The organism is Alkalihalophilus sp. As8PL, assembly GCF_040939795.1.
In the GTDB taxonomy this organism is placed as follows: Bacteria; Bacillota; Bacilli; order Bacillales; family Bacillaceae_D; genus Alkalihalophilus; species Alkalihalophilus lindianensis.
On sequence record NZ_CP162551.1, the window covers coordinates 129,463 to 142,537 of the forward strand.

The 13,075-nt window shown below is 38.2% G+C and carries 13 protein-coding genes; 1 reads left to right on the forward strand and 12 read right to left on the reverse strand.

Going from position 1 to position 13,075, the window contains the following annotated elements; all coding sequences use genetic code 11:
- Positions 1-73: 73 nt before the first annotated feature.
- The 3 genes from AB3N04_RS01900 to AB3N04_RS01910 all read right to left on the reverse strand — a co-directional run bounded on the left by AB3N04_RS01900 (position 74) and on the right by AB3N04_RS01910 (position 2,034).
- A complete protein-coding gene (locus AB3N04_RS01900) occupies positions 74-1,258 on the reverse strand; it encodes a pyridoxal phosphate-dependent aminotransferase (protein WP_368504467.1) in 1,185 nt (394 codons plus the stop codon).
- 105 nt (positions 1,259-1,363) lie between these two features.
- A complete protein-coding gene (locus tag AB3N04_RS01905) occupies positions 1,364-1,852 on the reverse strand; it encodes a DUF5590 domain-containing protein (protein WP_368504468.1) in 489 nt (162 codons plus the stop codon).
- An 11-nt stretch (positions 1,853-1,863) separates the two neighbouring features.
- Positions 1,864-2,034: a YpmA family protein gene (locus AB3N04_RS01910; RefSeq protein WP_368504469.1), complete on the reverse strand. Its 171-nt coding sequence runs from the start codon at positions 2,032-2,034 to the stop codon at positions 1,864-1,866.
- Between the two features lie 110 nt (positions 2,035-2,144).
- Between AB3N04_RS01910 and AB3N04_RS01915 the strand changes: the two genes are divergently transcribed.
- On the forward strand, positions 2,145-2,315 hold the full coding sequence (locus AB3N04_RS01915; protein WP_368504470.1) for a hypothetical protein: 171 nt from the start codon (positions 2,145-2,147) through the stop codon (positions 2,313-2,315).
- Between the two features lie 77 nt (positions 2,316-2,392).
- Here the strand turns inward: AB3N04_RS01915 and AB3N04_RS01920 are convergent, their stop codons facing one another.
- From AB3N04_RS01920 to AB3N04_RS01960, 9 genes are all read right to left on the reverse strand, one after another.
- On the reverse strand, positions 2,393-3,703 hold the full coding sequence (locus tag AB3N04_RS01920) for an amidohydrolase (RefSeq protein WP_368504471.1): 1,311 nt from the start codon (positions 3,701-3,703) through the stop codon (positions 2,393-2,395).
- Between the two features lie 32 nt (positions 3,704-3,735).
- On the reverse strand, positions 3,736-4,587 hold the full coding sequence (locus AB3N04_RS01925; RefSeq protein ID WP_368504472.1) for a ComEC/Rec2 family competence protein: 852 nt from the start codon (positions 4,585-4,587) through the stop codon (positions 3,736-3,738).
- A gap of 94 nt (positions 4,588-4,681) precedes the next feature.
- On the reverse strand, positions 4,682-7,501 hold the full coding sequence (dinG, locus tag AB3N04_RS01930; RefSeq protein WP_368504473.1) for an ATP-dependent DNA helicase DinG: 2,820 nt from the start codon (positions 7,499-7,501) through the stop codon (positions 4,682-4,684).
- Between the two features lie 37 nt (positions 7,502-7,538).
- Entirely contained in the window at positions 7,539-8,537 is a 999-nt protein-coding gene (locus tag AB3N04_RS01935) for a tetratricopeptide repeat protein (RefSeq protein ID WP_368504474.1), read from the reverse strand.
- A 67-nt stretch (positions 8,538-8,604) separates the two neighbouring features.
- Entirely contained in the window at positions 8,605-8,988 is a 384-nt protein-coding gene (panD, locus tag AB3N04_RS01940; protein WP_368504475.1) for an aspartate 1-decarboxylase, read from the reverse strand.
- 3 nt (positions 8,989-8,991) lie between these two features.
- Positions 8,992-9,843, reverse strand: coding sequence for a pantoate--beta-alanine ligase (gene panC / locus AB3N04_RS01945; protein WP_368504476.1), 852 nt, complete (start codon positions 9,841-9,843; stop codon positions 8,992-8,994).
- Positions 9,840-10,679 carry a 3-methyl-2-oxobutanoate hydroxymethyltransferase gene (gene panB, locus AB3N04_RS01950; RefSeq protein WP_368504477.1) on the reverse strand — a complete coding sequence of 280 codons (840 nt, stop codon included), beginning with the start codon at positions 10,677-10,679 and terminating at the stop codon, positions 9,840-9,842. Before panB ends, panC begins: the two co-directional genes overlap by 4 nt.
- 256 nt (positions 10,680-10,935) lie before the next feature.
- Positions 10,936-11,913: a biotin--[acetyl-CoA-carboxylase] ligase gene (locus AB3N04_RS01955; RefSeq protein WP_368504478.1), complete on the reverse strand. Its 978-nt coding sequence runs from the start codon at positions 11,911-11,913 to the stop codon at positions 10,936-10,938.
- Positions 11,882-13,075, reverse strand: coding sequence for a CCA tRNA nucleotidyltransferase (locus AB3N04_RS01960; RefSeq protein WP_368504479.1), 1,194 nt, complete (start codon positions 13,073-13,075; stop codon positions 11,882-11,884). Before AB3N04_RS01960 ends, AB3N04_RS01955 begins: the two co-directional genes overlap by 32 nt.

The following is a 13,075-nucleotide window of genomic DNA, read 5'->3' on the forward strand; positions in this document are numbered from 1 at the left end:
GGAACTTATTATTCTAAAACAAGTTAAACCCTTGCTATGTTTTAATGAGCAAGGGCTTAATTGGTTGTGATGACTACTTTGTTTTTTTACGCACGAAGCGTTCAATTCTCTCAAGTGCACTCAAAAGCGCATCAAGAGATGTTGCATATGATAAACGAACATTATGTGGAGCTCCAAAACCAGATCCTGGTACTAATGCAACTTTTTCTTCAGCTAATAAATCTTTCACCCAAGAATCCACATCATCGTATCCATTTAATTTGGCCGCTTCACTTACATTAGGGAATAAGTAGAATGCTCCTTTAGGTTTCACACATGAAACACCAGGAATAGCAATTAACTTTTCATATACTTTATTTAAACGGTCTTCAAATGCTTCACGCATATTCTCAACTGAACCATCATCTTCTCTATATGCTGCAATTGCCCCATATTGAGCACTTGTCGTAGGATTTGACGTACTATGACTAGCAAGGTTGGTCATCGCTTTTATAAGCTCACTAGGGCCTGCAGCATAACCAATTCTCCACCCAGTCATTGAATGAGATTTAGAAACCCCGTTTACCACGACTGTTTGTTTTTTTAGTTCAGGTGAAACCTCAGCTATCGATGTATGTATCACATCACCATATACAAGCTTTTCATAAATTTCATCAGAAACGATAAGTACTTCATGTTTTAGGCAGACGTCTCCGAGTTCTTTAAGCTCTTCTTTTGTATAGAGCGAACCAGTTGGATTACTTGGAGAGTTCAAGATCACAGCTTTTGTTTTCTCTGTTAAGACAGCCTCTAATTGTTCTGCTGTAATTTTAAACTCATTGCTTTCGAGTCCTTCTACATAAACAGGTACTCCACCAGCTAATTTAACTTGCTCAGGATAACTAACCCAATATGGTGTAGGAATAATCACTTCATCATTTTCATCTAACAATGCTTGAAATAACGTGTATAAGATGTGTTTGGCGCCTGTGCCAACAATGATTTCATTTGCCTCATACGTTAAGTGTTGATCAGATTTAAACTTATCAATAATTGCGGTTTTTAATGCAGGTAAACCACCAGATGGCGTATACTTCGTGTGTCCTTCTTCCATAGAGCGCACTGCAGCGTCAATAATATATTGCGGCGTATTAAAATCAGGTTCGCCTGCACCAAGGCCGATTACATCATGACCTTGTTCTTTTAACTCTTTCGCTTTTGCAGTAATCGCTAATGTTGAGGATGGGGTTAATGCAGATACTCTTTGTGCTAATTTCATGTCTAAATTGTCAACTCCCTTATCATGACTATCTAATACTATAGAGTGTCCTCTAAGATGAATCAAGTGTAGATTCTGAAAAGACAAATGATTTATGCAATTTTTTTAGCCAGTTATATTTCGAATACTATAACGCTTTATAAAAGCTCCTTCATCAAACGTTAAATAATAATATCCCTTTCGCTGATTGGCCTCATTATACATCACTTCATATACCGGGACCCCTCGTGTAAAGCCTAAGCGAATTTGTTCAATTTGCCTCTCACCTAGTGCGCGTTCTGCAATAGAAAACGCTTGTTCATAAGTGATTCCATCTGACGCTTTACGATAATGGACCGTTTCAAAGTCATCTTTAACCCACACGATCGCTTCATTACCATCTTCATCTAAGCCTTTCACAACATAATGAGCTGTAGTCCCATGATAATAGTGGACACTATCAATGGACTGTAACAACTCATTGCTTGTAACAAAATTGGAAGCTTCTGTATAATTTTCAACAAGTGGCTCGCGAATAATATGATAGGCATATGCACTTGTACCAGCAATAACGATACATAAAACAATCAAAATCGTGATAATAATTTTCTTCATTTAATTCCCACCTATGTTCTGTAAATCGTAAAGACCATTTGCTCTTCGTTTTTTTCATCCATTGATAAACCAAACATTAAATCTTGTTCTTTTAGTGTTCGATTTAATGAGTCCACAATTTTATACAAATCACTCGCTTTTTGTACTCTTACCGTAGATAGAACTTCCATTTTTTGATCCATTTTTTCTCCTCCATTTTCACAAATCAAATCCTATTTGCTCAAGTTTTTCTAGTCATATCATCTTTCTTATAAGCCATACTAAAAGTAAGCTAAAGAAAGGGGGCGAATGGATGATGCATCACACATCAAAGACCGCCTCTTTGTTTCAAGCACAGAAGGAAACCATTTCTTTTGTTGGCCGCAGTGGACATGATTGGCATCAATTGTTTCCCATTTCGATCCGTCAAACTAAATTCCCTGCTTATTTTGAAAAAGATCATTCGTCAAAAGAACAACCTTAAGATGTTAAATTAAAAATACTATTATTATTTTTAGTTCACACCTCAACAAGATCCTGCCCATTATGGTGCAGGACTTTTTAAATTAAAGATTGAATCCGTCGAAATTCTTGATTGGCATCGTACTTAATTTTTTCTTCATCCAACGTCAACAGTTCTTTATTTCTCATTAGCGCCTGTCCTTTAACATACATATCTGTAACGTCTGAAGCCTTTGCAGCATAGACCAAATGAGATAACGGATGTGCTTTTGGTTGGAGATGTGCAGCAGATGCATCCAATAGGATAAAGTCTGCTTCATACCCTTCTTTAATCATGCCTACATGATCATGTTCAAGGATATCTGCTCCACTCTTGGTAGCCATTTCAATGGCAGTTTCAACTGGAATTAAAATAGGGTCTTCCTCTATACCTTTGTGGATAAAGGCAGCCATTCTCATCTCTTCAATCATATCAAGCGTATTGTTAGAGGCTACACTATCTGTACCAATTCCAACTTTCACTCCTTTTTGAAGCATTCTAGAAATAGGTGCAACACCTGAACCTAATTTTAAATTACTGATCGGATTATGACTAATGGCTAATTGATAGCGCCCTAAAAGGTCAATATGTTCTTCATTTAAGTGAACACCATGAGCAAACACCCACCTGGCTTCTTCAAGCACACCCATTTTTTCTAAATGTTCTAGGGGGTGTAGATGGTATTGTTGAATATGTTCTCGTACTTCTTTTCTCGTTTCAGCTAAATGCATATGTATGGGCACATCTAAGTGAATCGCCTCTTCTACAATTCGCTCAATAAATGTAGGAGGGCAAGTATAAGGTGCATGTGGGGCTAGCATTGTTTTTATTCTTGAATCTGCATGATTATGCCAAGTTTTTGCAAAATCAGTAGCTTCTTTTAATTTTTCTACTTGCTCATCTTCTGAACATAACCCAATCATGGACCTCATTAATGTAGCTCTAAGTCCAACGCGTTCAATATCTTCAGCAAATTCGTTCATAAATAGATGGTACATCTCTAAAAAGGTGGTTGTACCTGAACGAATCATCTCTAGCATAGCAAGGTTACGAGCTGCTTTAACCGAAGCTTTATCAAGCTTCGCTTCAAAAGGCCACATTTTTTCCTGTAACCACCGGTCAAGAGGAAGATCATCTGAATATCCACGTAACAAGCTCATACCTGCATGCCCATGTGTATTTACAAAACCAGGAAATAACCACTTGCCAGTACCATCTATTACATGATCAGCTTGTTCTAACTCTAAATCCATCGGTTTGCCACTAGCGATTTTCAGAAATTTCCCTTCATCAAAAATAACATATCCCTCATCAATCCACCTAACATCTTCCCCCGTTAACATTGATACTGTATGTAGCAATGTAGACATATGCTCACCTACCTTGTTGGTTTCAACCTTTGTTAAAAGCGAATGGTAAAAAGATCATAATCATTATCACGAACTTTAATCATAATCGTTCCATGCTGCTTTGTTTCATACGTATCTATCCACGTCTCCTGTAACCTCTCTAACACGCTAGAGCTAGGGATATGGTCATGTAGATTGAAAATAACAGCTACTTCGGGGTCGAGTGCCTCTAAAAACTCAACATCTGTGCCCCTTGCCTTTCCGTATTCTGCTACTTTTAATACATTCACTGTTGAAAGGTCTTTCTCCATCCAATTGTGTTCAAGTTCTTTTGAAGCTTCATTAGCTAAGAACAAACGATGATCAATGCCAATTTTAACATCCATATTTAAAGACGGGACGATGGAGTGACTACTTTTTAAGACTGAAAAATGAAGATCAGGATGTAATTGATACTGCGTGTCTTCACTCCAACTTATCACCTCAGTTGAAGAGCTTGAAAATAGTTCTTGTGACCATTTTAACCCTTGTTCGGCAACAATCAATTGTTTAACTTCAATATCATCTATGAGAAGTTGAGTTGCCCCACTATATGAATCCTCTAAGTTAGGTAGAATAACTTGGTCTAATGAAGTAATCGCCAAACAATCCAACCTTTCCTTGAGTTCTTTAAAAGATCCTTTCGTACCCGTCCCCACTAATATACTGTGTTTATCAGCTGTATGCAGCAAAACCGACTCACCTTCTGGTAAATCTAAAAACAAGACAGAAACTTCTCCACTTGCCCCTTCGAGAACTTTACCGAGTTCGACATGTTGTGAAGCAAACCCTATAAGAGGGTTCCATATCACCCATAAAAGCATAATCAAACTAAATCTCACGAATAAAAATGCTGTTATTCGCATCTAGGACACCCTCCAACTTGATTCATTCTGAACTAAAGAATTAAGCTTTTAGACTAGTATGCGATAAAACGAGAGTCGATATGTGCCTAAATGCTTATAAGTAATCTTCATAAAGATCTAATAAAACTTCGAGTTTGTCTTCATGTACTGGTACATCCGGCAATGATTTAATAAACCCACTACCATACCTCGTTGTAGAAATACGACGATCTAACACGAATACACAACCTCTATCTTCCTTTGTCCGAATGAGACGGCCAAACCCTTGCTTAAAACGAATAATCGCTTGAGGAAGTGAAACATCCATAAATGGATTCTTACCCTCATCCTTAGCTCGCTGTAGCTGAGCTTGTAAAAGTGGTTGGTCAGGAGGAGAAAAAGGCAGTCTCACAATCACTAAGCTAGTAAGTTCATCTCCAGGCAGGTCAATCCCTTCCCAAAAACTACTTGTTCCAAAAAGTATAGCCTCTTCTGCTTGCTTAAAACTTTTAATTAATTTAGCACGAGAGCCACTCGTTATCCCTTGACCAATAAGTGGCATGGGTTCCATTTCACTTAAATCCCGAATATATTCATACACCATTTTAAGCATCTCATAGGATGTGAAAAGTACAAGCATTTTACCACGCTTTCGCTCGGCAATTCTCCACACCTTAATAGCCGCATCCATGGCAAATTGTTTATCTGAGACATCTTTAATACTAGGCATATCAGTGGGAATTAACAACTTGGCTTGCTCCTGATAAGAGAATGGAGAAGCGATCGTACATACTCGCGTTCCAAAATCAAAAAGTCCAAGCTTTTCTAACTGGTAATCGAAAGAACCATTTATTGATAATGTTGCTGAAGTTAAAATAACACTTTTTTTCTTTGCAAAGAAATCGTCGGCCAGTCTTTCAGCAACTTGTATAGGCTTACTATAGATGAAAGTAGCATTTTTAGCTCCACGTGGTTCAATTTCAATCCAATAGACAAAATCAGGATCTGCTTCAAGAAGTAATTCATAAAGTGTCTGTTCCTCATCAGCTAATGCCTCTAATAGTCGTTCTGCATCAGTAAGAATACCTTGATCACCATAACTTATTGAATCCTTCACTTCCCCAAATTGATGAATAATCGTACGAAGACTCTTTGTGATATCTTTCATAAACATGTGAACGCGCATTGTACATTCTAAAATTGCGTTCCATATACTGCCTGACTCATTAAAACTTTGATAACGATAACTTATTCGCCCTACATCGGAAGCGACTGTTTTATTTTTATCAGCAACATAATTATTCAACATTCGAAAAAGCTCATCAAGCTCTTCTTTCATTACTTGTAAATGCGATACTGCCTCACTAACCAGGTGGGAACTCCCAACCTTATACTCGTTTATTAAACGTTCAAAATGAGGAAATAAACCATAATCCTTATCGAGACCAATCCTCTGTAATAGATAAGAGAACGTCACAAAATCTGTATTCATTCCTAAATGGTCACTAGCAGCTTCAACAAGATGATGCGCCTCATCTATAACCGCGTGTGAATAGGCAGGGAGAATCTGTTGTTCGCGAACTAAGTCTGTTAACAATAAAGCATGGTTCGTAACAACAAGATGAGCAACTCTAGCTCGCCTTCTAGCGCGGTGATAGAAACAACGAGAGAACCAAGGGCTGTTCTTCCCTAAGTCAGATCTTGAATCGCTTTGAACATCAAACCAAAATCCACGATTGCCTGAAGACAAATTAAGTTCTTCTACATCGCCATGATCAGTCTCTGTTAACCATACTAAAATTTGCGCCTTCATTAACCGTACATCATACGTATCGTCTGCTACCGTTTCAAGTGCCTGTTCAAATTTGCGTAAACATAGATAATGACTTCTTCCCTTTAATAAAGCAATTGTTACAGGAAAAGGCAAAAGCTTTTGAAGTAGTGGTAGATCTCGTTGAAGTAATTGATCTTGCAGAGGAATCGTTTGAGTAGAGATCACGACCGGTTTATTTACCTCTTGGGCATACATAGCTGCTGGTAGTAAATAGGCTAAAGACTTACCAGTACCCGTCCCTGCTTCAATTAATACATGTTCATTTTCGTGAAAAGCATGATCGACTTCATCCATCATCTCGACCTGACCTTCTCTTGCTTCATATTTCTTAAAAGCTTCGTCTAGGCCTTTTTTTTCACTTAAAAGATCATTCCGATAATCTTTGAATGTGATTGGTTTATCAGAGGTTGTCTCCTCAACACTTTCTTTCCTTTTTTTCAGAGCTAACTGACGATAACAATCAAATTTTTCTTCATCCTCAGTCCCATGTAATAGTTTAGTGGCAATGAAGGAAGAAATCATCGGTTCTAACTTGCTTCTGAAATGCCTCACTATCGGAATCAGTTGTTGTAAGGTCAATATGGGGAGTTGCTCTAGTTTATTCAATAAATGTATGAAAAGTTCAGCGGTTACTTCTGCATCACTGTCAGCCTGATGCGGACGGTCATGGCTGAGTCCTAATTGCCATGCTAAGTGACCTAATTTATAACTTTCTTCTTTCGGTAAGAGCATTCGTGAAAGTTCTACCGTATCGTAGCAATTCATTTTAGGCATTTGATAGCCCTCTAAATCGAACTGTTTTTTCAAAAAAGAGAAATCAAACGGTACATTATGCGCAATGAATCCGACATTATTGAATAACGGAAGAAGTTCAGGGCATAATTCTTTAAATGTCGGAGCTTTTCGGACCATATCGTTCGTTATACCCGTTAGTTCTTCAATAAAAGGTGGTATATCGACATTAGGATTTACAAAAGATGCAAACCGTTCCACGATTTCCCCATTTTCGATGATTACCGCACCAATTTGAATGATCCGATCACCCTTTGCTACTGAATGACCTGTTGTTTCAACATCTACTACAATAAAGCGATCGTTCATTTTACACCTCAATTAATCGTAACCTTATCTTATACAACTATCTGTTAAAAAGGATTGAGAGTTGTACAGACTTCCCATGTGGCCAATGGTTCATTAACCATTCAACCGATGTGTTTACATCGTGATTAAAAGCACACGGTACCTCCATCTCAGCAAATAAACGAAGGGCTATGTCATACTCATCTAAAAGAGCATAGTTCCAAGCTAATCCATGCAGGGTTTGATTGGATCGACTCTTTAATGCTTCTATTCGATCATAGCAATGAATAGCGAGTCGATGGTGCCCATGCCATTCACTTATTTTAGCAAAAGCATGCAGTGCTTCATCAGAATACAGTAGTCCCAATGCAGAGAGGAAACAATCCCAAGCTTCTTTTTGACAACCCATTTCCCACTGACAACACCCTAAGAAAAAATACGCCTCACCATCATCTGGCATCGAGTCTATAGCCTCTTTAAAGTAAATACTTGCTTCTTTGTATTCTTTATTCACATAATGACATACCCCTAAATTATACACAACATCTATATTTGATGTAAGCTTATTCGCTTGTTGAAATGTTTCAATACTATGATCGATTTGATCAAGTTGAGCATACTGGCACCCTAAACCAACATAAGCAAAATGGCGAGTCATAATTGAAGTTTTTGTTTGAATGAGGTATAGGAATGTTTCAATCGCTTGGTTGGACTCACCACTATAGACAGCTGCAAAACCAAGGTAAAGTAACCTTAGGTCGTTTTCTTCGCCTATTTCTTCTTCATTTTTTAGTGTTTGAAATGCCTTTTCAAACATCTCTAAAGTAAAATAACTAGTTCCAATACTAGTATAAGAAAGAGGTTTTGCCTCCTCTATTTCACCTTTTTGTTTAAGGGCAATCAACTTTTCCTCCATTTCACCCCAAGAGTCTAGAACAGATTGAGCAGACTCCTCTAAAAAATTCATTTGTTCTTCCTTTTCTTTTTTAGAATAATGATACCAATTTTTACTGATTGTATGATACACTTTTTCCCAATTATGAATGAAATTGCTCATAAAAAACCCCTCCTCTCGTGCCACTCCTCTTGCTCAGTGTTCAACGAATAGAAGGGGAATATGCGACCTACAAAACGGTAGAAGCTGGTTCTGTCGCTAACATTTCAACAATTTGATTGTTCTCATCCATTATTGCCACACGTGGTTCATGAGTGGCAACCTTTGCCTCTTCAACAAGAACATAAGACAAGATAATCACCACATCATCTTTTTGCACTAGTCTGGCAGCAGCACCATTTAAACAAATGACTTTGCTTCCTCTTGGCCCTTTAATTACGTAGGTTTCAAATCTTGCACCGTTGTTATTATTAACAATTTGCACTTTTTCATTTTCGACAATATCAACAGCATCCATAATATCTTCATCTATTGTAATGCTTCCAACATAATTTAAATTTGATTCCGTTACACGTGCTCTATGAATTTTTGCTTTCATCATCGTACGAAACATGGTTTATTCTCCTTTATTAACGATCACATTATCAATTAAACGTGCTTTTTTATATTTTAACGCCACAGCAAGTACAATCGCTTCTTTTATTTCTTCTACTTCTTGTAAGGATGGATAGGCTAATAATTCAATATAATCAATCTCGGCTAACGGTAATTCTTGAAGCTTATTTTGCACAAATTTAATGATTCGTGAAGGGTCTGTCTCCCCTTCATCCAGAATCAAGGCGGCTTCATGTAGAGTTTTGTAAATAGAAGGAGCTTCGAGACGCTCTAATTCGCTCAAATAGACATTACGAGAGCTTTTAGCCAAACCATCGTCTTCTCTTATGGTTGGACAAGGCACTATTTCTACAGGAACGTTAAACATGTTGACCATATTCGTTATGACCGCAACTTGTTGTGCATCTTTTTGCCCAAAATAAGCCTTATCTGGTTGAACCAGCATGAACAACTTCATGACTACCGTCGTAACACCATCAAAGTGCCCGGGTCTACTAGCGCCACATAAAACATTCACCCCTTGTGTTACGTGAATGGTCATCGAAGGAGTGGTCGGATACATTTCTTCAACAGAAGGGTAAAAGAGAAGATCCACTCCAAGCTCATTAGCGATCTGTTCATCTCCCTTAAAATCACGTGGATATCGATCTAAATCTTCAGTAGGTCCAAATTGCAACGGATTTACAAAAATGCTTAGCACCACTTTATCATGATGCTTACGCGCTTCTTCTAATAAGCTCATATGTCCTTCATGTAAAAAACCCATTGTTGGAACAAATCCAATCGTTTGATTTTGTTGCTTATACGAGCGTATTTCAGTTTTTAATGCAGGAATCTCTTGAACGATCTTCATTCTGATCGTCCTCCATACAACCCTGTTAAAACTTCTTCTTTCATCGTAAAACGGTGTTTTTCTTCGGGGAACTCCCTGCGCTTGACTTCATTTACATATTGATTGATAGCAGGTTGTATGATATTTGATACATTTGCATATGTTTTAACAAATTTAGGCACATGTGCTGAGCCATACCCAATTACATCATGATAAACAAGGACCTGTCCATCTGTGTCAACTCCTGCTCCAATCCCTATCACAGGAATGCTGATCTCTTCTGTAATAAGCGCAGCCAGCTGATCCGGCACACATTCGAGCACTAATGCAAATGCCCCAGCGTCTTCTACAGTTTTAGCATCTTCTAATAAGCTTTTTGCAGCATCGAGCTCTTTCCCCTGGACTCTATAGCCACCCATTACCGCCACAGATTGTGGAGTTAATCCAAGGTGCCCCATAACAGGTACGCCCGCTTGCGTTAACTTCTTAACAGTAGGTATTACATCCCCACCACCTTCAAGTTTGACCGCATTCGCTCCTGCTTCCTGCATTAAGCGCTTTGCATTTGAGAAGGTGCTCACTAAATCTGCATGATAGGTTAAATAAGGTAAATCTGTCACGATGAACGTATTAGGGGCTCCGCGTTTAACAGCCCTTGTGTGAAGAACCATATCATCGAGAGTTACAGGTATAGTGGAATCATAACCAAGGACAACCATCCCTAAGGAATCGCCAACCAAAATCATATCAACCTCTGCTTGCTCAAGATGACGTGCTGATGGTGCATCATAAGCGGTTACCATCGCAATTTTCTCTTTCTCCTCTTTCATCTTTTTAAAACTTGATGTTGTCTTCATTTCTTTACCTCCTGTTTTATAGGAGGGCTCCATTACAATGTTCTCAAACAGAAAAATCCTTCTCCCTGATTGGAAGAAGGATTTCATGCATCAGAAATAAACCAGAAGATGTCGCACATCGGTCTATACATTGTAAAACTGAATCCCTCTGTCCTAGTCCTTTTAGGATCAAGGCAGAACTATTTTGTCTATACCACTTGATCAATGGGTGCTGTTCCTAAGATACAGCCCTTAATGTGAGTATAGCAGAAAATCGTCACCTAGAGGAATCAATTTCAATATCAGCTGAATAAATAGAATGAACTTTTCCATGTTCGTCTTCAACGAGTAAAACGCCGTCATCGGTTATCCCTTTTGCATAACCATAGATCACTTCTTTAATCATACGAGCATAGATGTAGGTTCCCACACTAATGGAATAGGCTTCCCACATTGGACGAATGGTACTAAATCCTTCAATAAGATATTCATCATATAACCACTCAAATTCAGAAAGGATATCAGCAATTAAGTTTGCACGGTCAACCGTCTTACCACTTGCTATCGAAAGAGACGTGGCAATGCTCTCAATATCCTCACCAAAATCGTCTTTTTGTTGATTCACATTTAATCCAATACCAACAATAACGGAATGGACCAAATCAGGGTCAGCCTGCATTTCTGTTAGAATGCCTACAAGCTTTTTACCATTTAATAAAATATCATTTGGCCATTTGATCTCACAGGTTAAACCTGTATTCTTTTTGATTGCACGAACAACAGCTACAGCTGCAAGCAAGGTAATTTGAGGGGTTTTCTGCGGAGGTAAGCTTGGTCTTAGTATTAAACTCATCGAAATGCTCGTATCAGATCTTGAATGCCACACTCTCCCTAAACGCCCTCTACCTGCAGTTTGCTCATTTGCTATGACAACATGTCCTTGTTTTACACCTTCTTGCGCCAATTTATGGGCTACGTATTGTGTAGAATCGACCGCATCAAAATAAGTTAATTCATGACCCAAGTAATTTGTTTTTAAATATTGCTTGATCTCATGGGAATGAATTCCGTTCGCCTTCGTGACCATTCGATAGCCTTTTCTAGGAGCTGAGTCTAATTTATAGCCATTTTTCCTTAGTTCTTCGATATGTTTCCAAACTGCTGTACGAGAACAACCTAGCTCTTGACTAATTTTCTCTCCAGAGACATACTCTCCTTCATGCTCAAGAAAGATCTTCAGTAGTTTCTCTTTCATTCTTGCTCCCCCTAACCTTTAAAGCATCTAGAATTTCATGTTTATCGTTTACCATTCTCCCTAACACAACCTCTTGTTCAATAAATTGCAATATGTCCTTCACCCATGGACCTGGCTCTTTTTGAAAATGGGCAATTAAATCGGTACCAGTTATATTAAGATCTTTTTTGGATGTTATTGGTAGTTCACTCCACATCGTAGTTAAGTCTTTTAATGAAAGATAAGGTTGGCCGCTTAATTGCCTAATTATCTCAACATCTTCGGCTACATCTCTTGATGCTGTATACAACGCTAGAAGGTCCCATTCATTCTTTTCACGATAAGAAAGGGCAAGAAGGCGATTTCTTACTTCCTTTGTTAACTGATTTGATAGCAGCAACGATTTAAGGGGGTCAGTCACATCTAAACCTAAGCATTTAATTATTAATGTCCAGGTGATTTCTTCAGAATAATCTTCAAGATGTGGTAATTGTTTCAGTTTATTAATCGTTACATTATTTAGGCTAGGTATTAGACAATAATGGTACAACTTGGTTTCTCGCATAGTTTCTAAAGCCTGATTTCTGTGCCTTCCACAAATAAGCTTATAAAATTCTTTAACAACTCTCTCAATCGCCATATGTTGTAGCTTTGACGCTTCTGTTATAATCGTGTTTAATAACTCACGATCTAACGAAAACCCCAGATCGCTCGTAAAACGAATGGCTCTAAGCATACGAAGTGGATCTTCAGTCATCCTTTTCATAGGGTGATAAGATTTTAAAACCTCATTATGTAAATCAGCTTGTCCATTCAGAGGATCTAGTAGTGAGCCATCACTTTTTAAGGCTATGCTATTAACCGTAAAGTCTCTTGCCATAAGGTCAGACTGTAAACTGCCATTTCGTTCCGTTGTCACTTCATATAAATGATGGTCGTGTCGTACGATAACCGTCTCATGTTGGTTATTCATCGTAAATGTTTTCGGGAAAAGTGTACATACTACAACTGGTTTAGCAGAGGTTACAATATCAACATCATCGATTGTTCGTCCCATTAATAAATCACGTACCGCCCCACCTACGATATGCGCACGAAAACCATGTGCCTCAAGTTTCTCTAAAACAGGAATTGCCCGTTGGATGATCGCATTATTTTGTACAGTGATTTGTTCAAACTCCAT

Bases quoted from the DNA above. Each gene is read 5' to 3' on its own strand.
- dinG (WP_368504473.1), bottom strand. From the start codon at position 7,501: ATGAACGATCGCTTTATTGTAGTAGATGTTGAAACAACAGGTCATTCA.
- AB3N04_RS01920 (WP_368504471.1), bottom strand. From the start codon at position 3,703: ATGTCTACATTGCTACATACAGTATCAATGTTAACGGGGGAAGATGTT.
- AB3N04_RS01910 (WP_368504469.1), bottom strand. From the start codon at position 2,034: ATGGATCAAAAAATGGAAGTTCTATCTACGGTAAGAGTACAAAAAGCG.
- AB3N04_RS01900 (WP_368504467.1), bottom strand. From the start codon at position 1,258: ATGAAATTAGCACAAAGAGTATCTGCATTAACCCCATCCTCAACATTA.
- AB3N04_RS01960 (WP_368504479.1), bottom strand. From the start codon at position 13,075: ATGGAGTTTGAACAAATCACTGTACAAAATAATGCGATCATCCAACGG.
- AB3N04_RS01925 (WP_368504472.1), bottom strand. From the start codon at position 4,587: ATGCGAATAACAGCATTTTTATTCGTGAGATTTAGTTTGATTATGCTT.
- panC (WP_368504476.1), bottom strand. From the start codon at position 9,843: ATGAAGATCGTTCAAGAGATTCCTGCATTAAAAACTGAAATACGCTCG.
- panD (WP_368504475.1), bottom strand. From the start codon at position 8,988: ATGTTTCGTACGATGATGAAAGCAAAAATTCATAGAGCACGTGTAACG.
- panB (WP_368504477.1), bottom strand. From the start codon at position 10,679: ATGAAGACAACATCAAGTTTTAAAAAGATGAAAGAGGAGAAAGAGAAA.
- AB3N04_RS01935 (WP_368504474.1), bottom strand. From the start codon at position 8,537: ATGAGCAATTTCATTCATAATTGGGAAAAAGTGTATCATACAATCAGT.
- AB3N04_RS01955 (WP_368504478.1), bottom strand. From the start codon at position 11,913: ATGAAAGAGAAACTACTGAAGATCTTTCTTGAGCATGAAGGAGAGTAT.
- AB3N04_RS01915 (WP_368504470.1), top strand. From the start codon at position 2,145: ATGATGCATCACACATCAAAGACCGCCTCTTTGTTTCAAGCACAGAAG.
- AB3N04_RS01905 (WP_368504468.1), bottom strand. From the start codon at position 1,852: ATGAAGAAAATTATTATCACGATTTTGATTGTTTTATGTATCGTTATT.